This window comes from Sinomicrobium soli, assembly GCF_003285545.1.
GTDB lineage: Bacteria > Bacteroidota > Bacteroidia > Flavobacteriales > Flavobacteriaceae > Sinomicrobium.
This window is the reverse complement of record NZ_QLNV01000005.1, coordinates 142,262-167,751: the sequence shown is the minus strand read 5'-3', so window position 1 is coordinate 167,751 and position 25,490 is coordinate 142,262. Positions and strand designations below refer to the sequence as shown.

Here is a 25,490-nt window from a genome sequence, read left to right as displayed (position 1 = left end):
ATTTTCTATTTTATTTCGATTGAATTTGTTCTTCTTTTGGAAAAACCTTGATAATACTGATATTGTCATCAGACAGATATGTTCTTGCCGCATCCCGGATGTCTTGCGAAGTAACAGCGTCCAACATTCCTGAATACTCCCAAGCCCTGCTGTACTTTCCAAAACTATCCTGTTCCTGCTCCAACAAGTATTCAGCCCATGCCGATGGGTTATTTTCATTTTTAAGCGCAGTTAGTTCTTGCTTATATACTTGCTTTAATACATTTAACTGGTCTTCTTCTAACAAGTTTTCCTTAACATCATTCACACAAGAGCGTACAATACTATCTACCAGCATGGTGCGATTATTTGAGTAATTATCGCCCACGAAAAAACGATAACTATCTGAATTATAACTCAAATTCATAAACAGGCCTATGTAGAATTCAGATTTTTGAGAAGTTGAGTATATATTTTTATCAAGTAATCTCTCAAGTAACTCCAATAGCAGGCCATCTTTTTTTGTTTTGAGATTACCAACATAATTGTAGCTTATCCCATAATTGTCCCTACTGGTGAAAAAAGTCTTGTCCAATCCTTGAATTGGTCTTTTGATCACTTCAGTAATAGGTTGTTCTTTTATGAAGCAGGACGACATAGGAAGGTTTCCAAAGTATACAGACAGAAGAGGTCTGATTTTGTCTACATCAAAATCACCTGTTATAACAAATGTCATGGCGTCTGAGGAAAACAATTGTTGATAGACCGAATGAATTGCATCTAAATCATCTTTTTTCCAATCTATGGATATTGGGGAAAGATGAAAACTCTTACCCGGGGACTCTACCCCTAACAAATCCCATAATGGATAATCCGTAATTTTTTTATATTTCATTTTTTTTGTTTCCACAGTAGGTCTTTTAACATGTTTGGTTTTCCAATCCATAAATGCTAAAGCATCCTTGCGTGGTTTAGTTAGGTACAAGTATACTAATTGCAACATAGCTTCGATCTGATCAGGAGAAGAAGAGGCATTTATCGTACTTGACTCATTCATTATCCGCATAGAAAAACCGATTTTATATTCTTTCAGATAAGCATTTATTTGAAATTTGTCCCAATCTCCTGCACCACTGTATTGAATAATATTTGCAGCTTCGGTAGCTCTGGCATAATCTGAAGGATTATTAAAAGAACTAGCTCCATGAGCACTATATCCCTTCAGGGCCACCCCGTTTTTGGAATTGGGAAGCGGTTTTAATATTACGGATATCCCGTTGGAGAATTTCAAACGATATGCATTCCCTTCATTTGGTATTTGTTCCTCTGCCGTTGCAGCGGTTAGCTGCTCTGGAATTTTACTGTTTTGTAGTAGCTTTTCCGGGACTGAGACAGGCATGTCCCAGGGACCTAAATCTTCATTATGGATGCTTTCTAATAGTTCATTAAATTCAAGATCGGTTGGAATATTTTTTAATGAAGCTTTATCAGATGTAGTAACAGATAACACCTTATTGGGCTCATCCCACCAGGATCGGGCATAAGCATTAATGTCGGGTACTTCAATATCTGTCAACAATTTGGCAACAAACTCAGTTTGGTCATCTAACGACATAGCAGGTACTCCTTTCATAAAATGATCCTTATAACTATCTACCAAAAGACCTAATCCATCATAGACCATTTGTTTTAAACGTTCTTTTTGAACAACATCTTTGGCTATAAGCAATTCATCATTAGAAAATCCAAAACGTTTTATCCGTTCCATTTCCCTTACCAAAGTATTTGTGATCTCTCGAATATCAGTATCTTTAAATAATGGAACACTTATTCGGTGAAACGCCACTCGAAGTTCATTTTTTATTCGAACTTGAACCGTAGAGGGAATAGAAGAACGATATTGTCGGGTCAATGCATTTAGGCGTACCCCCAAGACCGATAAATAAAGGTCTGCAATCAATGCTTCTCGATACTGTTCATAGGTCACCATTCGTTCCGTTGGTGAAAGGATAGAGCGAATGATGTTAAAAGCTAATAGATTATTATTCTTAATTGAATCTTTGGTCAACACTATCCGGTTTGTTCCCGGCAAAGAAACTTCTAAAGAATCATACCAATTGGAAAGTGATCTTTGTACGCTGCTCTTTGGAAGTTTTAAATCCGAAAAATAAAATTTGATCCGATCTTCTACCCAATCTACATCAGGGATATCACCAATTACAATTAAAGCCTGCATATCCGGACGATACCAATCTGTATAGAATTTTTCTAAAGACTTCAATTTAAATGTTCGAATATTTGATACACTTTTCAATATATTATTCGGGTCATAGAATTTTTGTTCAGGTTCCCCTAAAGTGTGATATTTCTCTCCCGATAAGATTGTTCCATAGTTACTCCCCGGTTCAATTTCTTCCAAAATTGTCCGTCGCCCTAATTCATCTACCAAATCCGAGTCTTTTAAATTAAAAAGCATTTTTTCGTTAAAACTCAAGGCCCGGTATCTTCGAAAAACATCTTCCAACAATCCTTTTTCAACCTCTCTTAAACCAATGCCATACTGTACAAAATCATCACCAGTACTAATTCTATGAGCAGATGTAATTACCTTATGCTTTATAGAGTTCATATACCAATACTTAAAACTACCCAAGCTAGAAGGAGCCAACACATTCATATGTTCCATTAGATGTGCTAAATGCTGCTGATCTTTAGTTTCTAACCATGCGCCTGCTCTACCCACTAAACGAATATACACTCCATCTTCCGGAAACACATCTTTTGTTTTTCGGATGTAATAGGCAAATCCATTATTCAGTTTACCATAACGCAAATCAGGATCCATTGGTAACGTATCTTGTTGACTAAAACAGGACTGAAGAACCAGAAAAAAAACCAAAAATGTACAGTATATCGAAATTAATTTCATAAATAATTACTTGAAATTATTAATATCCTGTATTTTGATGATCTCGGAGGGCGGGGTTGTTATTTATCTCCTGTTGTGGAATTGGCCATAACAGCTTATTTGAATTAAAGTCCGGTTTTATTACTTGAAGAACCTGAAGAGCATTTCCGGTACGCTTTAAATCAAACCATCTGTGTCCCCATTCGGAAAAAAATTCCACCCTTCGTTCCTGCATAATAGCATCCAGTAAATCCTCCCGGGGTATTCCCGGATTCGTTTCTGATATAAGAGTTAAACCGGCCCTGCCACGTACAACGTCTATATCTAAGACAGCTTCAGCCAGTTTTTCCTGCTCTGCTCTGGACTCCGCACGTATGAGATATTGTTCTGCCAAACGAAAAATTGTTGTATATTCAAGTCGGGAGGTGCCACCTGAAACACCAACTTTATATTTGTAGGGGACTTGTAATAGCGAATTATTTTGTCTCATCCAATTGCTCTTGCGTTCATCTCCTGGCTCAAAAATTTCGGCAAAATCTTCTTGTAAAACATTTACAGAACTATTCCCTCCATAATTCAAACCCTCCGGTGTTACAGAAGTTATAGACTGTCCTGATGGTGAAAATTGCAAAATAGCTTCCCTATTATTAGATAAGGTAATACTTTCCAAAGCTACCAAACCATAATCGGTGTTATTGATAACTTCCGAAGATATAATTTCTGCTTCTTCCCATTTTTCCTGGTATAAATACACCCTGGAAAGCAGAGCCTTAGCAGTCATATCTGTAGCCCTGACACGTTCTTCATTTGGATAACCCCAAGTCATCATTTCACTTGCCTGCAACAAATCTTCCTCAATTTGCTCATAAACCTCTTCAAGAGATGTACGTGGGATATTGGCGTTTACCCGATAATCGCTCGTTAAAACCAAGGGGACTTCTCCGAAAAGATTAACCAGATTAAAAAAGTTCAATGCACGGATAAAAAGGGCCTCACCAATCAATTGATTTCGTGTATCCAACGGAATATTTTCAGCATTTTCCAGGTTTTCAATAAGCATATTAGCGGAGGAAATGGTTTCATAGAATTGACTCCATACGTTTAATACCATATTGTTATCTGCCTGTAAAGAGCTCTCTTGAAATTGTAGTCTTGCAATATCCATCCCGGTATAAAATAATTCATCGGCATAGAGCCCGGCTAAATCCGACAAACCATCGCTGTCTCCATAAAACGGGTGTGAACTATTACGCATTTGACTGTACAATCCAATGACAGCCAATTCGGCATTAGAAGCATCTGAAAATACAGTCCCTTTTTCCATTAAAGAAACCGAAGGCATATCTACCTCTACCAAAGATTCACAACCGGATATTAAGAATATTATAGTACAAAATGGCACAAAACTTCTTCTTCTGAAAAACACTATAGCTATATTTAATTTAAATTTCTTCATCGCTACTTCCTTAAAATGTTACTTGTATTCCACTGGTCAGCATCCGAATAGGAGGTGCACCATAACCAGTCTCCGGATCGGGACCTTCATATCCTGTAATAGTAAACAGGTTTTGCCCTTGTATAAACAACCGAAGCTGCTTTACACCTATATACTTTAGTGCATGATCTGAAAATCTATAGGACAGGTTCAAAGTCTTTAACCGTATAAAAGAAGCATCGGCTATATCCGCATTACTTTGACGAAATAAAAATGTGTAATCTGAACCTAAACTACTAGCAGAAAAACGTTGAATATCGGTGACATCTCCAGGTTGCTGCCATCGTTGTAAGACCAATTCAGGTTGATTGAACATTCTTCCAGGCATCTGATTACTCAGATAGCGAGCATTTTGCCTTGAAAACTGAAAAAGAAAAGACAATTGAAACCCTTTGTATCTGAGGTTTTGGTTTATACCTCCATAAAAATCACGGTCTAAAGCATTGTTAAATTGTCTATCATCATCATTAATGATCCCATCTTCATTGACATCTAAAAATTGATGTTCCCCGGTTTCCGCATCTACACCTAGCCATGTATATAACCGCTGTATGGATAATGACTCTCCAACCTTAAATACTGTATTGTAAGGAGAATCTTCTATTCCGGGAAATGATACCAGTTTGTTACGATTGACTGATAGGTTAAAAGAAATATCCCACTGGAAATTTTTAGAACGAATAGGTTCTCCGCGAATTAAGAATTCCCAACCCAAATTCTCGATGACCGCTTCCGAAAAATTATCTATAACCGAGTCAAACCCGGTTGTATAGGGCAAAACCCTGGAGATAAGCTGATTTGAAGATCTGTTACGGTACCATGCTACATGAAGTGATAAACGGTTGTCCAATACCCCCAACTCTAATGCTCCTTCGAGTTTCTTAGTCCTTTCCCAGCTATAATCCGGGTTAAACAATGCATAAGGTAGAAGTCCCCGCTGGTCTTGGTAGGATATGGAATTTAGCTGATATAAATCCAAATACCTGTAATTCCCTACCTGATCGTTTCCTGTACTACCATAACTTCCTCGAAGTTTACCAAAACTTAACAAAGAAAAATGTTCTTTTAACCAGGGTTCATCTGAGAATATCCAGGCCGCACCAACAGCGCCAAAATTTCCGAAACGTTTGCCAGGTCCAAAGCGGGAAGAACCATCCCTACGACCAGAGACATTAAGAATATAACGATTCTTGTATCTATAACCTATTCTCCCATATCCGCCAGCATAACGATATTCATCTTCTTGATCTACCAGTACATAAATCACTCCAGCCCCTATTAATGACCCCAAAAACGCATCATTTGTATATTCTAAACCTTGTAACCATTTCCTTGCATCCTTGCTTTGCTGATAAGTACCCCCTACCAGCGCTTCCAAACTATGGTTTCCCCATCGTCTTTGGTAATTTAACTGTGGCTCTATAACGACACTTTGCCTATGATTATCGTTAAATTGAGCACTAGGGCGATTACCACTACCTGTTTGTGAATTATAACGCAATCTTGGAGCCATTGAGGATAGTGGGGTTCTTCTAATCTCTCTTCCATTTAGTTCCGTATACCCCAGATTCACTTTAGCGTCTAAGCCTTTTAATAATTGATAACTAATATTTGCATTGGCTACTAGATTCCGATTATCAGAGGTGGTATTAACCTTTGTGCTCGCCAGAGGATTGGTCCAGGTCTCCCGATCCAAATCCGGATGTATTTCCCAGTTCAATTCTCCATTTTCATCGTATAGTTCCGGGGCATTAGGTGGTAGTGTCATGGCCTGAGAAACCATACTTCCCCCGGCTACATCATGCTTGGTAATACCATAATTTACAGAAACATTAGCGCGAAAACGATTATTTTTAGATATGTGATTAACACTCATATGCCCTGTGGCTCTACTGAAATAAGAATCTCCCGGTGTAATAAGACTTTCCCGATGATAAGCTCCTCCTACTCGGTAGGAAGTTGTGCCATTCCCACCGGAAAGATTTCCCTGGATATCGGTAATATTCGCTGTACCTCCCATTAATACCTTTTGCCAATCCGTATAGCTATTCTGATCCCAAAAGGTCAAGTCCGGATAAAGCAATCCTTTTATAAGCGGGCTGGCACTTTCTAAATCAATCCCATCATTGACCAACCCTTCATGACGCATCATCAAATACTCTTCAGTATTTAATAAGTCTGCTCTTCCCGAATATTTGCCTATCCCTCTATAAAAACTCAATTGGATATCCGTAGATTCTCTTATCATACCCCGTCCTTGCTTTGTAGTAATCAATATTACACCATTAGCACCTCTCGACCCGTAAATTGCTGTTGCATCAGCGTCTTTAAGAACTTCTATACTGGAAATGTTTTCAGGATTAAGTGCTGCCAAAGGATCATAGCCACCAGCAAAATTATAACCTCCGAAATTATCACCTCCTACCGAGAGAATCCTACCAGATGCTACAGGCACACCATCTATAACATATAAAGGGAGGCCACCTTCCTCCCCTCCTACCAATCCAGGTATAGAAGCAACCCCTACTTTTTGCACTCTCAGACTATTTTCTCCACGTATTCTAATCTTGGGAGCTATTCCAGGAGTACCACTTGAGGGGGAAATCTCCAATCCGGGAACCCGGCCTTGTAAAGCCATTAATGGGCTGGTTACCGGTTGATCTTGTATTTCTTCAGCAGTTACCCTAGCAATACTCCCGGTTCTATTCCTTTCAGAAGTTTTATAATACCCCGCATTCACCACTACCTCATCCAGGGCACTCACATCTTCCTCCATCACCACATCGAGAACTTCCTGTCCGTTTACCGCCTGTTCCTGCTTCTTAAACCCGACATACGAAAACACCAGCACATCCGAAGGGTTTACCCGGATGTCGTATTTTCCGTCGGGGTCCGACATGGTTCCTCTTTTGGCGTCTTTGACGATAATATTAACTCCGGGCAAGGGCATACCATTGGGATCGGTAATTGTTCCGCTTACCCGGAGTTGCTGGGTTCCTTCCCGTAAGCTTGTTCCGATTGCAGGTGTCTTGACACCTAAGGAAGAGGTTAATAATATCTGCGATCCTATAATCTTATATGCGGTGGTAGTGTAACTAAACACCCGATCCAGCACCGCAGTGATCTTTTCTTTTCTTACATTGATGGATACCGTACGTGCCAGGTCTACATCTTCGGTCTTATACACAAATTTAAAGTCGGTGCGATTTTCAATTTCATCCAGAAGACGTTCTACAGACACATTACTCAGATCCAGAGAAATCTTTTTCTGTGAATACGAGGTATTGGCCTGCAGGGTAAACAGCGCTGCCAGCATGAATATGGCACTGATTTTCATCTTCAGATCAAATTTTAAATACAGATAAGGGCTTCTTGTACTATTAAGAAGTTTTTTCATACTTTTAATTATTCGTTTGTGGTTAGCTTTGATTAATCACATCTTATCCGCCGGGAAATGCTCCACCATTTCCCGGTTTTTTTTGAGACGTGTGTTCTGGTTAGCTGTGTTTCATAGGCTCGGTTGTTTTTTATTTGATAATCACCTTGTTGTCTTCTATCTTAAAATCTATGCCGTAGGATATCTTAAAATACTCCAGTACTTTTTCAACAGGTTCGCTGCCAAAGCTGGCGTTGAACTCTTTGTCAGCGAGTGCAGCATTGTGATTTGTAATGGTAATATTATAATGTCTTTCCAGTCTTTTCAGGATATTTTTAAGCGGCATGTTCCGGAATACAAGCTCGCCATCCAGCCAGGACGTATACACCCCGGTAACCACTTCCTTGGTGGTAAGGCTATTTTCAGCAGGCTTATACACCCCTATATACCCGGGTTTTAACAGGATCTTTTTTTGTGATTCAGTACTGTATTCCCGGGAGTACATGCTTACGGAGCCTTCTACCAGTACTACATCGATAGCCGGGTCTTCCGGGTAGGCCGCCACGTTAAACCGGGTGCCTAATACCTGTACATGTAAGGCGTCTGCATTGACGACAAAGGGATGTTGGGGGTCTTTGGCCACGTCAAAAAAGGCTTCCCCGGTGATATAGACCTGCCGGTTGCCCTTTTCAGGGAACTGAACCGGGTATTTTAGAGAGGTTCCCGCATTTAAATATACCGTGGTACCGTCGGACAACACCACATCAAAACGTTTGCCGTACGGTACTTTCAGGGTATTGTAGGCCTCCGTGCTGTTAGCTGCTTTGTCGTAAGTGATCTTGTTTTTATCCTGCTTTCCAATAATACGGCCATGAGTATCGGTTACATTCCCGGAGCTTTCAGGGTCTATGACCTCGATATCACCGTTATCCAACTGTAGTGTCACGGCTTCGTTCCCAGGGATCAGAATATCCTCCTGCTGTGAGCTAAAATGTCCCTGTTCATACAAATAACCAAGGCTCAGCAATACCAGAGCGGCAGCGGCATATTTTACCAACGGTGCCCAGAGTTTTTTAACCGGCCTGGCTTTATGTTTTTCCTGGTCCATCATATTTCGCAGTTTGCCGTAGGCCTTTTGAAGGTCTACAGGGGTCATGGCCAGGTTAAGGTCATGATAGTCGCGGACGTAGGCTTCAAAGGTTTTTTGATGCTTTGGGTCCGCCAACCACTCCCGGAGTGTTTTCAGCTCCTCGTCGACAATGGTGTTGGTTATAAATTTTGCGATCAGGTTTTTCATGGGCTTGTTGAGTTGCAGGTTTTTGGTTACAGGTTACAGTTCCCTGAGTGGAGCCGAAGGGCAGGTTGCCCAAATAACTCAGTAACTCAATAACTTATTAACTTAATCTACCCCCTATACGGTAAAAAAACAAAAATCCCGTAACGACAATTTAATTTTTTTTTAATCTTTACGAGGGAATTACACGGGTATACTCTGAAACTTATGGATGATATAGCACTGGCCAAAGCCATACACCGGGGCGATGAGCCTGCATTTCAGCAGTTTTTTAAACGTTACTACCAGCGGTTGCTGGCTTATGTGACCAGTTTTACGCACCACCAGGAACAGTCTGAAGACATTGCGCAACAGGCTTTCCTGACCTTGTGGACACAGCGCCATAAACTGGATACGGAGCGGTCGCCCAAGGGGTATTTATATATGATAGCCCACAATATTTATATCGATGAACAGCGGCAGCTAAAACGCCGGGACACTTTTTTTGACGAGTTAAAGCAACGTGCCCTACAGGAGCGGATCAAGGATGATGAAGACCTTATAGAACAACGGATGCAGCGGCTGAAAGAGCTGGTGGAACACCTGCCCCCGAAATGCAGGCGTATACTGCAAATGAATAAACTGGAAGGGCTAAAGCAAAAGGAAATAGCCCAGCGAATGGATATCTCTGTCAGGACGGTAGAAACCCAGATACGGATAGCCCTCCTGAAAATTCGGGAAGGGTTTGAAGATGACGAGTTTCTGCTTTTTGTGCTCCAAATTCGATTTTGAGGGTCTCTTCACTGATCAATATGGCAGCGGGAATTTGCCATTTTCCCGACCGGTGATGACCTGGGAGTATATTACCAGGTTTTTCGGTTTTCCGTAGGCTTTCCATCCTTGCCATAATCGCGCAACTGCCGGTAAATAACCGCCCTGGACTGTGCCTTCAGGGCGGCGCGGTCGTCTGTGGTAAGGCCCCTGGTCTCTATAAAAGGATGTACCCTTGCCCTCATCACCCCCGGGCTACCGCTGAGGAAAGTATAGGAAAAGCGTTTCTTGTTATCGGCAAAGGTCATCGGCACTATGGGGATCTGGTAGGCAATGGCCAGCCTGAACGCCCCGTCCTTGAACTCGTCCAGGCGGATCTTTTCATCGGGGACCCCCCCTTCGGGAAAAATACAGATACTCAATCCGTTGTCCAGTCTTTTTTTTGCCCTTTCATAAACAGCCGTACGGCTTTTTACATTATTCCGGTCTACCAGGATACACGCCCGTTTATAGAAGAAACCAAAGATCGGGATCTTCGCCAGTTCCTGCTTTCCCACAAACACAAACGCGTTGGGAGAGGCCCTCAGCATCAGCATGATATCGGTCATACTGGTATGGTTGGCGATCAGCACATAACTCTTTCCCTTTTCCATCTGCTGGTCTCTTTTGATGTCCGGGATAAACCCCATACCATAGAGAATGGCATTGGCCCATATATTGCGCACCACCCAGAAAAGCTGGTGATAATACCTGTCTGACGAGGTGAGCACAAGAAACACGGGCGACAACACGATAATCGTGCAAAACATAAGTACATAAAACCAGATCCGCCAGAGAATTATAAAGGGGTATTTCAGTAATTTCATCATGTGCCAAAGTTAATCTTTTAAAAAAAATTCATATATTTAGATGAAAACTTTTAAACAATCCGTTATGTTATACGCAATAATTATCGGAGCCATCGCCGGGTGGCTCGCCGGAACTATCATGAAAGGAGGGGGATTCGGAATCCTCTTTAACATTCTTCTGGGCATCCTTGGCAGCGTTGTAGGCCATTGGCTGTTCGGGGCCCTGGGAGTAAGCATAGGCTCCGGCATAATAGGAGACCTCATCACCGGGGTTATCGGTGCCATTGTCGTGCTCTTTATTGTCGGACTATTTAAAAGATAGCTTCCCCGTTTAAAAATTATCATCTCAAATCACCTACCGCTTTTACGTTTCGCAAAAGCGGTTTTTTACAGGCCCTGCTTACCCCCCTTCCGAAATTTATCTTCCCTATCTGCGGCAAATGTTTTTATTTTGCCTTTATTTTGCAAAAATAACAATCCTGCTTTACGGAAATGGTCGGGAGTTGTGTCATCCGGACCGTAGTGCCTGTCCCGACCTCCCCCGATGCCCGGGAATGACAACTATAACCAGTTCAGAGTTATGAACCAAACTAACAACTAAGAACTACAAACTAATAAACTAAATGTCAAGAATACTCACAGGTATACAAAGCACGGGAACACCTCATCTCGGAAACATTTTAGGGGCCATACTGCCGGCCATACAAATGTCGGAACAACCCGGCAACGATTCCTTTCTTTTTATTGCCGACATGCATTCCCTCACGCAGATAAAGGACGGAAACGAATTGCGGCAGAACACCCGAAACGTAGCTGCCACCTGGCTGGCTTTCGGGCTCGATATCGAAAAAGTGGTTTTTTACCGCCAGAGCGATGTGCCCCAAACCGCCGAACTCGCCTGGTACCTGAGTTGCTTTTTTCCCTTCCAGAGGCTTACCCTTGCGCATTCGTTCAAGGATAAGGCCGACCGGCTGGAAGATGTCAATGCCGGCCTGTTCAGCTATCCCATGCTTATGGCGGCAGACATACTGCTGTATGACGCGGAGATCGTTCCCGTGGGCAAAGACCAGATGCAGCACCTGGAAATAACCCGGGACGTGGCCCAGAGGTTTCACCGTAAAATGGGGGAGACTTTTGTGATCCCCGAAGGAAAGGTACAGGAGAATACCCAATACATTCCCGGTACCGACGGTGGGAAAATGAGCAAGTCCAGGGGCAATACCATCAACCTTTTCCTGCCGGACAAACAGCTTCGCAAACGCATCATGAGCATAGAGACCGACAGCACCCCGATGGAAGCCCCGAAAAACCCCGATACCTGTAATGTATTTGCGCTGTATAGCATACTGGGCAGTGAAGCCCAGGTGAGCACCATGAGACAGAATTACCTTGGCGGAGGCTACGGTTACGGCCATGCCAAGCAGGCCCTCTACGAGCTTATCACGGAAAAGTTTGCTGCGGAACGCGAACGTTTCCACTATTATGCGGAACATCCCGGTGAAGTAGACGAAGCCCTGGCCATAGGCGCCGGAAAAGCGCGGAAAGTAGCAGGGGAAGTACTGCAGAGGGTACGGGATAAGATAGGATATTAGGCAGAAAAAACCGCCTCGAAAAGCTTTCCCGGCAACGGCCTTACCACGCCTTTCATCTCCATGGCGAGCAATACCGGAGACAGGCGGTACACGGGAATTTCGCAGCGAAGCGCAATAATGTCCAGCATTTCCCTGCCGTGTTCCGACAAAAAGGCATATACCTTCTGCTCCGTGGCATCGAGTTGCGGAAAAAGAGAGGCCTGCCCGCTGTTTTTCAAAGAAGCTTCCTGCCGTGCCAGCAACAGCTCCCGGTGCCATCCTAAGAGGTATACAAGATCTTCGGCCGAAGTAAGTATATGCGCCTTGTGCGAACGTATCAGGTTGTTACATCCCTCGCTGTAGCGGTCTTCGGTACGGCCCGGTACGGCAAAGACCTCCCGATGGTAGGAGTGGGCGATCCCCGCGGTGACGAGCGCCCCTCCCTTAGCTGCCGATTCCACGACTACCGTAGCTTCCGACAGGCCGGCGATGATGCGGTTGCGCTTCAGGAAATTTTCCCGTTCCGGCATACTGCTGCTCCAGAAATCGGTCACAAACCCGCCGCGTGCCTCTACCCCGGATACGTAGGGCTTATGTGCCCGCGGATATATCTGGTTTAACCCATGTGCCAGGCAGCCTACGGTCTGCAAGCCGCAGGCAAGGGCCGCTTTATGTGCCGTAATATCCACACCATAGGCAAAACCGCTTACGACAAGAGGGTCAAAGGAAGCGAGGTCGCTTACCAGCTTTTCACAAAACCGCTTCCCGTAAGAGGTAATATTGCGCGTGCCTACTATACTGATCACCTTCCTGCTGTTCAGGTCGGCGCTCCCCGAGCGGAACAGGAGTATAGGCCCGTCTGCACAATACCTGAGCCGTTCGGGATAATGATCCTGTTCAAAATAACTGCAGCCGATATCGTGATCTTCCAGGAACCGCAACTCCTTTTCCGCCGCTTCCAGGTTTTCCTTCTTACGGATATTTTCCAGGACACGCCTCCCCACTCCGTTGATCCCCAGAAGCCTGTCGGGACGTTCTTCAAAGACAGCCCTTGCACTACCGCAACGGGCAATAAGCTTTTTGGCCATGATATCTCCTACTCCCCTGGCGTGTTGCAGGGCGAGCACGTAAAGCAGATCGGGTATGGTTTTCATAACATACTGCCGTCAGGTTTAAATCTCGATTACGAAGCAAATATAAGATTATTCTTTCAAAATAAAAAGTTTTTACTTTCTGTTGATAATTTTCCCGCCTCCCTTCTTTTCTCACACCAAAAAAATCACCATCTTTGTTTTATGCAGTTAGAACACTACATCGGCGAGTTATTGTACAGGTATTCATGCGTTACCGTACCGGAATTCGGTTCATTCCTGACCCAGTTGCGGTCGGCGCGTATCCACAATCATACATTTTTCCCTCCTTCCAAGGCCATTTCATTCAATGCCCAGCTGGTTTCCAACGACGGCCTGCTGATCAGGCATATTTCCGATTCCCTCGGTATTCCGTATGAAAAGGCGTCTGTTGAGGTACGGAAAAGAGTGATCGCATGGAAAGACCGTATGGAAAACGGGGAAAAACTCTCCCTGAAACAGATCGGTCTTTTATGGCTGAACAAGGAAAACAGCATACAGTTCCAACCGTTTACCGACATCAATTACCTCACCTCCTCTTTCGGAATGGCTTCTACCGGGGCCCGGGAAATCGCCCGGCTTCCCATACCCGAAGGGACCGGCTCCCCGTCTGCGGAAGTACGTACCCTTACCGGGATACCTTCGAGAAGGAAATCATACCTCAAATACGCCGCCATACTGTTACTTTCGGTATCCGCAGGCGCTGTCGTATACCAGTCGCAACGCATGGAATCGCAGAAGCAGCAGATACAGCTTGCCGAGCAGCAGGCACAGCAGCAGTTACAGCAAAGCATACAGAAGGCCACCTTTTTTGACACCACTCCCGTAAACCTGCCTTCCATCACACTGAATGCCACCAGAAAGCCGCTGTACTATGTGGTAGCCGGAGCCTTTCGTGTGGAGGAAAATGCCGACAAGAAAATGGAGGAGCTCAGAGCCAGGGGATACGAGCCGCAACGCCTCGAACCTACCGGCCACGGACTTCACCAGGTAGCCTTTAACAGTTACACCAGTGCCAGAGAAGCCATCAATTTCCTGAACAGGATAAAGAAGGAAGCTCCGGAAGCCTGGTTGCTCGTATCGGAAAACTAATATTCCATGTCTTCTTTTCCCCGGACCGCACCGTCGGAGAAAATGTAACAGCGCAGATGCTTTCAGGCTATTCTGATTTTTATAGTAACTTTGCATAAAATCTATAGCCACAGACCGAATGCAAGCAAAGACTCCCGGAGCATCCAGAACCATTATGACCGACCTGGTCCTTCCCAGCGAGACAAACCCCCTGAACAACCTGTTCGGAGGAGAGCTCCTGGCGAGGATGGACCGTGCAGCAAGTATTGCCGCCCGCCGGCATTCCAGACGTATCGTGGTGACCGCTTCGGTAAACCACGTAGCCTTCAACCGGGCCGTCCCCCTGGGTAGTGTGGTCACCGTAGAGGCCGCCGTCTCCAGGTCGTTTAAAAGTTCGATGGAGGTATTTATAGATGTGTGGATAGAAGACCGTGAAAACGGCTCCAGGACCAAAGCCAATGAGGCTATTTATACTTTTGTGGCCGTTGACGAAACCGGAAGACCCGTTGAAGTTCCTGCCCTGGCTCCCGAAACGAAGCTCGAAAAGTTGCGTTTCGAAGCTGCTTTAAGGAGAAAACAGCTGAGTCTCGTGCTCGCGGGAAAGATGAAACCCGATGAGGCCACAGAGCTCAAGGCACTTTTTACCTAAATGAGTATCACATGAAATGATCTCTTTCTCTTCTCATATTGCAAAGATGGACTCTCCGATATGGACGTATATTATCCCCGTACCGGACGAAGCCGCAAAGCAGCTATCCCGAAGCAGGAGAGTGATTTGCCGTTTTGACGGGCAGGTAAAGAAACACACCTCCCTGATGCCGTCGGGAGACGGTTCGTTCTTCATACTCCTGAGCAAAAAGGAAATGGCACAGCTCGGGCTCAAAACCGGCGACGCCATATACGTTGAAACGGAGGAAGACCTCTCTGATTACGGCACTCCCATGGATGAAGCCCTTCAGGCCGTACTGGACAGTGACCCGGAAGGGGCCGGGTTTTTCGAAGCCCTGCCCCCGGGCAAGAAAAGAACGCTGATCCAGATGATAGGCAAAATAAAAAATGAAGCCCTGAAAATACAGCGTTCCGTCATTATCCTCGACCACCTGAAAATGACTTCGGGAAAAGTGGATTACAAGCTGTTGCAACAACAGTTCAGGGAGCGAAAGATCTGAGAAACTGTCTTTAATTACGACCCTCTTCATCAGGGTATAAGGTCCAGACAGGGGCACTCTGCCAGAACTCCTTGGTTCCCGCATCCATTACGGTAAGCGGCCCTTTAAATGCGGCCCCGGTATCTACATTCCACACATTTCCGGCATTTACCGGAGTTTTCTCTCCTATACGGGTAACGGGAGTATGCCCGATAAAAATTTCTGCGTAGTGCGAAAGGCGTGCCGGGTACCTGTACGATTCCTCCGGGATCGAAGTATCGAGGGCAAGGGCCGTTTCCCACAGGCTGCGGTCCCAGTAAAACATCTCCGGAAAATACTCGTGTTCCACCCCCCGTGTATGGGTAAAGCCGGCATGCAGGAACAACCTGTTCTTTTCATCGATATAATAATCGGTAAGCTGTTCCAGGAAATCTCCGTGTGCTTTGCGGGTCTCCTCCCCTATTCCGCGATATGCCTCTACCGTAGCCTCTCCGCCGTGAAAAAGCCACAGGTCATTGCTCGATCCCTTCACAAGCCAGTCCCTGCACAGGGTATCGTGATTTCCCCGGACAAATACACAGGACTGTCTTTCGCGAAACTCCATCAGGAAATCCAGCACCTGCGGTGTCTCACTCCACCCGTCTGCATAGTCTCCGAGAAAAATAAAAGTATCCTCCGGTTTCCGCTCCACAGCATTCAAAACCTGTTCAAGAGCCCTGTACCCTCCGTGTATATCTCCGACTACAAAAGTTTTCTCCACACCAGTAAATATATAGTTCTTTTTTTAGTCAGGGTGCTCCGGCTACGGGAAACATTCCACCGCTGCAAGACCGGCCCTTAATTATACTTCACTTTTCTGAGCACTCTCAGCGATTCCTTCAGCGACGCGTACACCTTGCGGTCATAAGCTTTTACCACTTCCCTGTATTGCTCCAGCTTCTCCCGCGCATCGTCAAAACCGTTCAGCGCACAGATGAGATAGGTTGCCGGGAGGTTTTCCATATCCTTCTGTTCCCTCACCGTCAACGGCACCCCCTTTTTCAGCTTCTGCAACAGCACATTATTGGTATTGTACACATGGTACAGCACCTTCCGGTCGTATTCGGGCGGGTCAAAGATCAGGGTGCTGTCTATCTTGTATGATCCGTTGTCATTAAAGGTGATGGTCACGGTTTCCAGGGGGTAGTATTTCTGGTGGTCATTCAGCCCCAGCTGTATGAATTCAGTAGTAGAGAACACATGTTCGTTCACCCTGATCTCCACCTCGTCGAGTGCCGAATAGAACAACCTGACCTGTTCGTTGATCAACTCGATATCCACCCGCGAATAATACGTTTTTTCCTCCCCTCCGTTCCTGTTTCCGTTCACTTTCTTGACGATCCCGGCCCAGCATACTACAAACTGCTCCTTAAACACCTTGTAATGCCCTTCCAGGTCTCTGTGCCTGTGGTACAAAAAGTCAATAACCCCGTTCAGGGTGAGCTCGATATTATTTTGTGCATGAAGTTCTATTTCGGCTACCACAGCCGAATTGGTGTCCCTCAGTTCGGTATCAAAAACCCTGGGCATGCTCATACTGCCCTCCCTGAAAAACACGGACCCCCCGTAATACTTCCATATGTTTCTCCGCAGCGAGCACAGCTTACCCGTAGACCTTATCGTTACCAGTCCTACCACTTTTCCTTCGGGAAGATGCGGAAACGGAACGTTTTCGTACGAAATAAGAGGGGCGTGATCGAGATAGGCATTGACCAGGTTCTGGATCTTGCTGTCGTCAAAAAAATCAGTCCCCACGATCTCGTTATCTTCATCTTCCACACCTACTACAATAAAGGAATTGTTTACAGGGTTCGAATTGGCCAGCGCACAGACGTGCTTCAGGAACTTGGCCTTCCCCTCCTTTTCCCCGATATTGACAAACCGTTTTTTGTCATAAAAACTGTTTTCATCATTATGAGCGAGAAGATTTTTTACTAAAAGGCGTTTATTGATCATGACAGTGCAGAGCTAAACTGCTGCGAATTTCTTATCTACAGCTTTGTAAAACAGGATGAAAGTCCGGTTTATTCCCGGTGTGTTACCGAGGCGGAAGCCTGGGCCAGGGGGAGCACCAGCAGATCGGCAATATTCACATGGGGCGGCCTGGAGACCATGAAGTATATGATCTCGGCAACATCTTCGGCAGTAAGGGCCTCTATACCGCTGTACACGGCATCTGCCCGTTCCGTATCGCCCTTGAAGCGCACCCTGCTGAATTCCGTCTCCACCATCCCCGGGTGAATGGCTCCCACCCTGATGCCATAGGCATTCAGGTCGATACGCATCCCCTTACTGATCGCGTCTACGGCGTGCTTGCTGGCACAGTACACTCCCCCGTTGGCATATACCTCCTTGGCAGCTATAGACCCCACATGGATAACATGCCCGCGCTTTCTGCGCACCATCTGCGGAAGGATGGCCCTGGACACATACAACAACCCTTTTACATTACTGTCTATCATGGCATCCCAGTCATCGACATCTCCTTCCTGTATAGGGTCAAGCCCATGTGCATTACCCGCATTATTGATGAGGATCCCGATCTCCGAGAAGCGCTCCGGCAAACTGTTGACCGCCTCAAAAACATCGTCCCTGTTGCTCACATCAAATTGCAGAACGTGTACATCGGTAAATCCCGACAATTCCAGCTTCAGGTTTTCCAGGCGTTCCTGCCTCCGCCCGCAAAGCACCAGGCGTATTCCCTGCCGGGCAAATACCTGGGCCGTAGCCCTTCCTATACCACTGGTTGCCCCCGTGATAAATGCGGTGAGATCCTTATCCACTCCCTTTTCTTTATGCATAGCTTTAATTTTAAGGTAACAACATCCCTTTGCAGCATAAAAGTAATATTTTATTTTGAAGCCACCCTTTCCTGCCCGAAATACACATATTCGTTAATTTGTACTAAAATTTTATAAACAGTTCGTTATTACTTCCTTCGGGCGCTATTTTTTAACTATTAATTAACTACCCTGTTTGAAATTAATTTTTCAATTTGCATCGTAACAGTCAGGTTTAGTATATTCACGGCGCAAAACATATAATCGATGGAAGATAACAAGACTTCAGATATTGGCTTAATTAATGAAAAAATCCAGCGGGAGAGTGCTTTTGTCGATTTACTCACCCTGGAAATGAACAAGGTTATCGTAGGGCAGAAACACATGGTGGAACGCCTTCTGATCGGGCTTCTGGGTCGGGGGCACATCCTTCTCGAAGGGGTTCCCGGACTCGCCAAGACCCTGGCAATAAACACGCTGTCGCAAGCAGTACACGGAACATTCAGCCGGATACAGTTTACTCCCGACCTGCTTCCTGCCGACGTAGTAGGGACCATGATCTACAATATCAAGGAGAATGATTTTTCCATCAAGAAAGGGCCCATTTTTGCGAATTTCGTGCTCGCAGACGAGATCAACAGGGCGCCTGCGAAGGTACAATCGGCACTCTTGGAGGCCATGCAGGAAAAGCAGGTAACCATAGGCGACAAGACTTTCAGACTGGATAAGCCATTCCTGGTGATGGCCACACAGAACCCCGTAGAACAGGAAGGAACCTATCCCCTGCCCGAAGCACAGGTAGACCGGTTTATGCTGAAAACCGTTATCGATTATCCCAAGCTGGACGAAGAACAGCTCATTATCCGGGCCAACCTGAAAGGAAGCTTTGAAAAGGTAAATCCGGTAGTATCGCTGGAGCAGATATTAAGTGCCCAGCAATCGGTAAGCGAAGTATATATGGATGAAAAAATAGAGAAGTACATCCTCGATCTCATCTTTGCCACCCGCTATCCCGAAAAATACAAATTGTCTGACCTGAAACCTCTTATAAGTTTCGGCGCCTCGCCCCGGGGAAGTATAAACCTGGCCACTGCCGCCAAATGCTACGCCTTTATCAAACGCCGCGGGTACGTGGTTCCCGAAGACGTAAGGGCCATGGTCTACGACGTACTGCGCCACAGGATCGGGATCACCTATGAAGCAGAGGCGGAAAACATTACTTCGGTAGATATCATCAACAAGATCGTCAATGAAGTGGAAGTTCCCTGATCTCCGCTGAACCCACGGCATCAAGATCGAAAAATTAAAAAGGATGCATTGCCCTCCCGGGGGCAGGAAACTGCAAACCTCTCTTTCCGGAGCGTATGGACACCAAGGAATTACTTAAAAAAGTAAGGAAAATAGAGATCAAGACACGGCGGTTGTCGGACCATATCTTTGGAGGGGAATACCATTCCACCTTCAAGGGGAGGGGTATGACTTTCAGCGAAGTAAGGCAATACCAGTTCGGCGATGATGTGAGGAATATAGACTGGAATGTCACAGCCCGGTACAACGAACCTTTTGTCAAGGTTTTTGAAGAGGAGCGGGAGCTTACCATGATGCTCATGGCCGATATAAGCGGAAGCCAGTTTTTCGGCACCACTTCGCAGTTCAAGAATGAAGTGATCACGGAAATTGCAGCCACCCTGGCATTTTCCGCTACCCAGAACAATGACAAGATAGGCCTTATCCTTTTTTCAGACCAGATAGAGCTCTATATCCCGCCGAAGAAAGGAAGATCGCATGTATTGCGCATTATAAGGGAACTCCTGGAATTCCGGTCGGAGCGTAAAAAAACAGATATCAACGAGGCCCTGAAGTTCCTTTCCAACATAATGAAAAAAAAGGCCATCGTATTCATCCTTTCCGATTTTATGGACGATGATTACAACCACACGCTCCGGATCGCCGGAAAAAAACACGATATCACCGGGATCAGGGTCTACGACAGGCACGAAGAAGCCCTTCCCAACCTGGGCATGATTACCGCCGAAGACGAAGAAACCGGAGCGCTGGTCACTGTAAATACCGCATCGAAAAAAGTGCGTAACGGGTATACGGCCTATTACAAGGAACGCGTAGACTACTTTCACAACTCCTTTACCAGGAGCGGGGCCGGTGTACTGCACAACCGCGTGGATGAAAGTTATGTCAGGAAACTGTTAGGATATTTTAAACGACGAGCATAAAACGACCGTCAGGTCTGTAATGAGATTGAAAATTATGAACAGAAATTCGGGGGACACGGAAAAAAGACACAGCGTTTTCGCTGTAGCGGCAGGCTTATCTTTTGCTTTCCTACTCTTCCTGTTTCCCGCTGTGATAAAGGCCCAGACCTCGCCTGAAGTATCTTCGGTGATCGATACCACCCAAATAAAGATCGGCGAACAACTGCATTTTGAAATAAGGGTAAAGACAGATACCACCGCACTGGTCGTATTTCCCGAAGGACAGACCTTCACCCCCCTCGAAATGGTGGAAGCTACCGATATAGATACCTTTCGCACCGAAGACCGGTTCGATCTCATTCGCAAATACGCCCTGACCCAATTCGATTCCGGTCATTACACCGTACCCCGGCAAAAGGTGGTCATCAACAACAGGGAGTTTTATACCGATTCACTCCGGGTCACCGTAAATGACATCGCCGTAGATACCACTGCGCAAAAAATGTACGACATCAAACCCGTGCAGGAAGTTTCGGGAAGCTATTCCGGGTGGATCCGTTTCCTGCTGTGGGGATTGCTGGGAGCCCTGGTCATTGCAGCAGCGGTCTACTGGTTCTTTATCCGTAAAAAACCCCTTACCGAGGAGGAGAAAGAAGCCCTGCTGCCTCCGTTCGACCGCGCCCTGCTCGGTCTGAAAAAGCTGGAAGAATCGCGCTATCTCATACAGTCGCAATACAAGGAATACTATTCCGAGCTCACCCATATCGTCAGGGAATATCTCGAAGAGGAAATTCACATTTCCGCCATGGAGAGCACCACTGAGGAACTGGTGGCCAAACTCGAAATGCTGCAGGAGGCAGGGAAGCTGAAACTGGAAAAAAGCACGATCGACAATTTCAAGGCTGTTCTTCAGAAGGCCGACCTGGTAAAATTTGCGCGTTCCAGGCCGGATACCCGGGTTGCGGAAGAGGACAGGAAAATTATAGAGCATGTGGTGGTACGTACCCGGGAAGCCATCCCCGAACCTACCGAGGAAGAACTGTTGCAGCAGGAAGCCTACAGGGCTGAACTGGAGCGCAAACGCCGCAAAAAAAGACGTATTACCCTGGCCATAGCAGCGGGCTGTATCGTCGTACTCCTGGCAGGGGCCGCTACCGTATATTTCGGATATCACCAGGTAAAAGATACGGTTTTCGGGCATCCTACCCGGGAATTGCTACACGGAGAATGGGTGAGCAGCGAATACGGCTATCCGGCCATAGTCATGGAAACACCGAGAGTACTCCGGCGAACGAAAGTCGATATTCCCGATGCCATGAAAGAAGCGGTAAGTGCCAATCAGACCTTTACCTACGGCAGCCTGATGGGCAGTTTCCACATCTCGGCAAGTGTAACCACTTTCAGGCAGGGGGTAGAGTTTAAGGTAGAAGACGCCATAAAAGGAGCCGTAGCCACCATAGAACAGCAGGGAGCCAAAAACATGCTCGTAAAGCAGGAAGAATTTACCACCCCTTCGGGGGCCAAGGGGATCAAGGTCTTCGGAAGTATGGACATTATTGCCGTTCCGGGAAGCGAAAAAACGGTAAAGGCCAATTATGTGATCCTCAATTTTAACGAAAAAGGAGCTTTTGAACAGGTTACCATAGTGTACCACAGGGACGACAGGTATGCTCCTGAGATCGAGGAAAGGATCATCAATTCCATAGATTTTAAAAACCAATAAGATGCTGGAGAATATTCAATTTGCAAATCCGCAGTGTTTCTGGTTGCTTTTGCTGCTTCCTCTGGCTATCATATGGTATATACTGAAGCGCAAAAAGGCCGCTGCTCCCCTTAAAATCTCAACGACACAGGGCTTTAAAACCCACGCTTCTTTATTGCCGAAACTCAAACCCGTACTGTTCGTATTCCGCCTGCTGGCCATTGCCCTGCTGATTACCGCCATGGCAAGGCCGCAGACCCTGGATGTCACCTCCAGAACCAGTATGACACGGGGTATCGATATTGTTATGGCCCTTGATTTTTCTTCGAGCATGCTGGCCAAAGACCTGAAGCCAAACCGCCTTACGGCACTCAAGGAGGTCGTTGCCGAATTTATCAAAAACCGCCCTAACGATCGTATCGGGCTGGTAGCCTATGCCGGGGAAAGCTATACCCCCATTCCCGTAACAAGCGATAAGCCACTGGTGCTGAACACCCTGAAAAGCCTTGATTTCGAAACCCTCCGTGACGGGACTGCCATCGGCATGGGGCTGGCTACAGCCGTTAACCGCCTCAAGGACAGCAAGGCCGAAAGCAAGGTGATCATACTGCTCACCGACGGGGTAAACAATACCGGGGTTATAGAGCCCCTTACCGCTACCGAACTGGCCAAGGAGTACGGTATAAAGACCTATACCATAGGACTGGGGACCAACGGTATGGCCATGACCCCCATAGCGTATAACCCCGACGGTTCCTTTCGCTATGGTATGCAGAAAGTTGAAATAGACGAAAAATTGCTCCAGGATATCGCCAGGGAAACCGGGGGCAGGTATTTCCGGGCCACCGACAACAAGAAACTCGAAGAGATCTACGAGGAGATCAATCAGCTCGAAACCACGGAAATAGAAGAATTCAAATATTACAATTACGACGAAAAGTTCCGCCCGCTGGTCATACTGGCCGGGGCATTATTGTTCCTGGAATTATTATTGCGTTATACGGTATTCAGGAGTTTTGTGTAATTTGTATCCGCATTACACCGAAGCGGGCACGCTGTAAAGTGTAACGCCTAAAATCATTGACAGAAATGTACGTACTGGAAGAAAAGACATATTTTTACCTGCTGGCCATCATCCCTGTGGTGGTATTGCTCTTTGTTCTCCTTCAGGTATGGAAAAAAAGGGCACAACGACAGTTTGCAGATGCAGTCCTCCTCAAAAAGCTCAGCCCCGAAACGTCGTCGTTCAAGCCCCTGCTCAAGCTGTTGATGTTGCTGCTGGCTTTTGCCGCACTGACCTTTGCGCTGGTAAACCCGAAGATCGGGAGTAAACTCGAAACGGTAAAAAGGGAAGGTGTGGATATCGTATTTGCCGTCGACGTTTCAAAAAGCATGCTGGCGGAAGACATTACCCCGAACCGTCTTGAAAAATCGAAACGCCTCATTTCCGCCGTTATCGACCAGCTTGCCGGAGACCGCATAGGGATTATCGCCTATGCCGGGGATGCCTTTCCGCAACTCCCCATCACTACCGACTACGCTGCGGCCAAGATGTTCCTGCAGGGCATGAATACCGATATGCTGTCTTCCCAGGGCACGGCAATAGGCGAAGCCATGAATATGGCGGCAGGGTACTTTAACGACCAAGAACAGACCAACAAGATACTGGTAATCGTTTCGGACGGGGAAGACCACGAAAGCAGTATCGACGCCCCGCTGGAGGAACTGAAGCAAAAGGGAATACGCGTGGTGACCATAGGTGTGGGAACAGCAAAGGGAGGCCCCATACCGATAAAGAGGAACGGCATTACGGAGACCTATAAGAAAGACAGACAGGGCGAAGTAGTCATCACTCACATGAATGAGGAGACCCTGGAAAAAATCGCAGATAACAGTAACGGGGCCTATATGAACGGCAACAATACTGCCGGGGTGGTGGACTTCATGAAGGACTATCTCGGAAATATGGATAAGAAGGAATATGAAACAAAGCAGTTTGCCGACTATAAAAGCCAGTTCCAGTGGTTTTTGGGTGCCGCTTTATTATTTTTAATTTTAGACCTCCTTTTCCTGGAACGGAAGACTTCCTGGTTGAGGAAGCTTAACCTTTTTAACGAAAAGAATGAAGGATAACCGCCGCATGGCGATCGGAACAGAATGAGTTCAGGGTTTTAAGTTTTAAAAGCATGTCGGAAATGAATACCTTTTATTATACATATTGTCGTTTTTACAGCATCAGCCGTTGCATGGCCCCGGCCTTCCTGACCGTAGTGTTGTGCTTGTGCTGCCCCGGCGGCGGCCTCTCCGCACAGGAACAGGACAAGGAAAAAGACAAGGCGGTACGGGAATCGGAACAGCTGGTATACAAGGCCAATTCGGAACTGGCTGCCGACGCATTTGAAGATGCCGAGGTAAATTACAGGGAAGCCATTTCTAAAAATGCAGATAATGCCGCGGCACGATACAATCTCGGGAACGCGTATTACAGAAGGGAAAACCTCGGAGAAGCTTTTTCCAGGTATAAACAGGCAGGCGAAATTGCAGGCAGTAAAACAGAAAAGCACAAGGCCTATCACAACCTTGGAAATGTCTTTATGAAGAACAAGGAGTACCAGAAAGCGGTAGAGGCCTATAAGGAGGCGCTCCGCAACAACCCTGCCGACGAGGAAACCAGGTACAATCTTGCCCTGGCAAAAGAAATGCTGAAAAATGACCAGAACCAGGGCGGAGGGGATGACAACAAGGATCAGGACAAAGACCAGCAGGACAAGGACCAGGGTGGTGACCAGAACCAGGACCAGCAGGACCAGGGCAAGGAAGGAGACAACGATAACGAGGAAAACAAAGACCAGCAGAACAAGGACCAGGACGACCAGGGGAACGAAGGGGATAACGAAGAACAGCAACCCGGCGAACAGGACGAAAAAGGAGATGAAGAATCGCCTCAGGACGGGCAGGGCGAAGAGCAGCAGGGCGAACCCCAGGAGGGCCAGGGCCAGCCACAGGAAGGCAGGAGCGAACTGTCTCCCCAGCAGATAAAGGCGCTACTGGAAGCTATGGGAAGGGAAGAGAAAAGGGTTCAGGACAAGATCAATGCCAAAAAGGCCAAGGAAACCAAATCCGGAACCTCATCGGAAAAAGACTGGTAGCCCGGAAAAGTATCGTATTTTCCGGACTTAAATGAGATGA

21 protein-coding genes are annotated in these 25,490 nt (G+C 46.2%); 12 read left to right on the top strand and 9 right to left on the bottom strand.

Annotated elements, in window-relative coordinates; all coding sequences use genetic code 11:
- Positions 1–10 precede the first annotated feature (10 nt).
- The 4 genes from DN748_RS08170 to DN748_RS08155 all read right to left on the bottom strand — a co-directional run bounded on the left by DN748_RS08170 (position 11) and on the right by DN748_RS08155 (position 9,055).
- Positions 11–2,824, bottom strand: coding sequence for a M16 family metallopeptidase (locus tag DN748_RS08170; RefSeq protein WP_161554505.1), 2,814 nt, complete (start codon positions 2,822–2,824; stop codon positions 11–13).
- A gap of 103 nt (positions 2,825–2,927) precedes the next feature.
- Positions 2,928–4,343, bottom strand: coding sequence for a RagB/SusD family nutrient uptake outer membrane protein (locus DN748_RS08165; RefSeq protein ID WP_112371295.1), 1,416 nt, complete (start codon positions 4,341–4,343; stop codon positions 2,928–2,930).
- 10 nt (positions 4,344–4,353) lie between these two features.
- Entirely contained in the window at positions 4,354–7,779 is a 3,426-nt protein-coding gene (locus tag DN748_RS08160) for a TonB-dependent receptor (RefSeq protein WP_112371294.1), read from the bottom strand.
- Between the two features lie 130 nt (positions 7,780–7,909).
- A complete protein-coding gene (locus tag DN748_RS08155; RefSeq protein ID WP_112371293.1) occupies positions 7,910–9,055 on the bottom strand; it encodes a FecR family protein in 1,146 nt (381 codons plus the stop codon).
- 204 nt (positions 9,056–9,259) lie between these two features.
- Between DN748_RS08155 and DN748_RS08150 the strand changes: the two genes are divergently transcribed.
- Positions 9,260–9,823, top strand: coding sequence for an RNA polymerase sigma factor (locus DN748_RS08150; protein ID WP_112371292.1), 564 nt, complete (start codon positions 9,260–9,262; stop codon positions 9,821–9,823).
- Between the two features lie 71 nt (positions 9,824–9,894).
- Here the strand turns inward: DN748_RS08150 and DN748_RS08145 are convergent, their stop codons facing one another.
- Positions 9,895–10,671, bottom strand: coding sequence for a lysophospholipid acyltransferase family protein (locus DN748_RS08145; RefSeq protein ID WP_112371291.1), 777 nt, complete (start codon positions 10,669–10,671; stop codon positions 9,895–9,897).
- Positions 10,672–10,735: 64 nt separating this feature from the next.
- Between DN748_RS08145 and DN748_RS08140 the strand changes: the two genes are divergently transcribed.
- On the top strand, positions 10,736–10,972 hold the full coding sequence (locus tag DN748_RS08140) for a GlsB/YeaQ/YmgE family stress response membrane protein (protein WP_112371428.1): 237 nt from the start codon (positions 10,736–10,738) through the stop codon (positions 10,970–10,972).
- Positions 10,973–11,273: 301 nt separating this feature from the next.
- On the top strand, positions 11,274–12,242 hold the full coding sequence (trpS, locus tag DN748_RS08135; RefSeq protein WP_112371290.1) for a tryptophan--tRNA ligase: 969 nt from the start codon (positions 11,274–11,276) through the stop codon (positions 12,240–12,242).
- On the opposite strand, the gene dprA is transcribed toward trpS, so the two are convergent.
- Positions 12,239–13,375 carry a DNA-processing protein DprA gene (gene dprA / locus DN748_RS08130; protein WP_112371289.1) on the bottom strand — a complete coding sequence of 379 codons (1,137 nt, stop codon included), beginning with the start codon at positions 13,373–13,375 and terminating at the stop codon, positions 12,239–12,241. The two genes, trpS and dprA, sit on opposite strands and share 4 nt — an antisense overlap.
- A 141-nt stretch (positions 13,376–13,516) precedes the next feature.
- On the opposite strand from dprA, the gene DN748_RS08125 reads away from it, so the two are divergent.
- The 3 genes from DN748_RS08125 to DN748_RS08115 all read left to right on the top strand — a co-directional run bounded on the left by DN748_RS08125 (position 13,517) and on the right by DN748_RS08115 (position 15,591).
- The gene (locus tag DN748_RS08125; protein ID WP_112371288.1) at positions 13,517–14,443 is read left to right on the top strand and encodes an HU domain-containing protein; all 927 of its coding nucleotides are present in this window, start codon (positions 13,517–13,519) and stop codon (positions 14,441–14,443) included.
- Between the two features lie 118 nt (positions 14,444–14,561).
- Entirely contained in the window at positions 14,562–15,071 is a 510-nt protein-coding gene (locus DN748_RS08120) for an acyl-CoA thioesterase (protein ID WP_112371287.1), read from the top strand.
- Positions 15,072–15,087: 16 nt separating this feature from the next.
- Complete coding sequence (locus DN748_RS08115; protein ID WP_112371286.1) at positions 15,088–15,591, top strand: YdeI/OmpD-associated family protein; 504 nt, start codon at positions 15,088–15,090, stop codon at positions 15,589–15,591.
- Positions 15,592–15,601: 10 nt separating this feature from the next.
- On the opposite strand, the gene DN748_RS08110 is transcribed toward DN748_RS08115, so the two are convergent.
- From DN748_RS08110 to DN748_RS08100, 3 genes are all read right to left on the bottom strand, one after another.
- Positions 15,602–16,330 carry a metallophosphoesterase gene (locus tag DN748_RS08110; RefSeq protein WP_112371285.1) on the bottom strand — a complete coding sequence of 243 codons (729 nt, stop codon included), beginning with the start codon at positions 16,328–16,330 and terminating at the stop codon, positions 15,602–15,604.
- A 77-nt stretch (positions 16,331–16,407) separates the two neighbouring features.
- A complete protein-coding gene (locus tag DN748_RS08105) occupies positions 16,408–17,565 on the bottom strand; it encodes an ATP-binding protein (protein ID WP_112371284.1) in 1,158 nt (385 codons plus the stop codon).
- A gap of 68 nt (positions 17,566–17,633) precedes the next feature.
- Positions 17,634–18,410 carry an SDR family NAD(P)-dependent oxidoreductase gene (locus DN748_RS08100; protein ID WP_112371283.1) on the bottom strand — a complete coding sequence of 259 codons (777 nt, stop codon included), beginning with the start codon at positions 18,408–18,410 and terminating at the stop codon, positions 17,634–17,636.
- 246 nt (positions 18,411–18,656) lie between these two features.
- Between DN748_RS08100 and DN748_RS08095 the strand changes: the two genes are divergently transcribed.
- From DN748_RS08095 to DN748_RS08070, 6 genes are all read left to right on the top strand, one after another.
- The gene (locus tag DN748_RS08095) at positions 18,657–19,658 is read left to right on the top strand and encodes an AAA family ATPase (protein WP_112371282.1); all 1,002 of its coding nucleotides are present in this window, start codon (positions 18,657–18,659) and stop codon (positions 19,656–19,658) included.
- 95 nt (positions 19,659–19,753) lie between these two features.
- The gene (locus DN748_RS08090) at positions 19,754–20,620 is read left to right on the top strand and encodes a DUF58 domain-containing protein (RefSeq protein WP_112371281.1); all 867 of its coding nucleotides are present in this window, start codon (positions 19,754–19,756) and stop codon (positions 20,618–20,620) included.
- A 34-nt stretch (positions 20,621–20,654) separates the two neighbouring features.
- Positions 20,655–22,322: a hypothetical protein gene (locus DN748_RS08085; protein WP_236636817.1), complete on the top strand. Its 1,668-nt coding sequence runs from the start codon at positions 20,655–20,657 to the stop codon at positions 22,320–22,322.
- A 1-nt stretch (position 22,323) separates the two neighbouring features.
- Entirely contained in the window at positions 22,324–23,325 is a 1,002-nt protein-coding gene (locus tag DN748_RS08080) for a vWA domain-containing protein (protein WP_112371280.1), read from the top strand.
- Between the two features lie 65 nt (positions 23,326–23,390).
- Entirely contained in the window at positions 23,391–24,434 is a 1,044-nt protein-coding gene (locus DN748_RS08075) for a VWA domain-containing protein (protein ID WP_112371279.1), read from the top strand.
- 62 nt (positions 24,435–24,496) lie between these two features.
- Positions 24,497–25,450: a tetratricopeptide repeat protein gene (locus tag DN748_RS08070; protein WP_236636816.1), complete on the top strand. Its 954-nt coding sequence runs from the start codon at positions 24,497–24,499 to the stop codon at positions 25,448–25,450.
- The last annotated feature ends 40 nt before the right edge of the window (positions 25,451–25,490 follow it).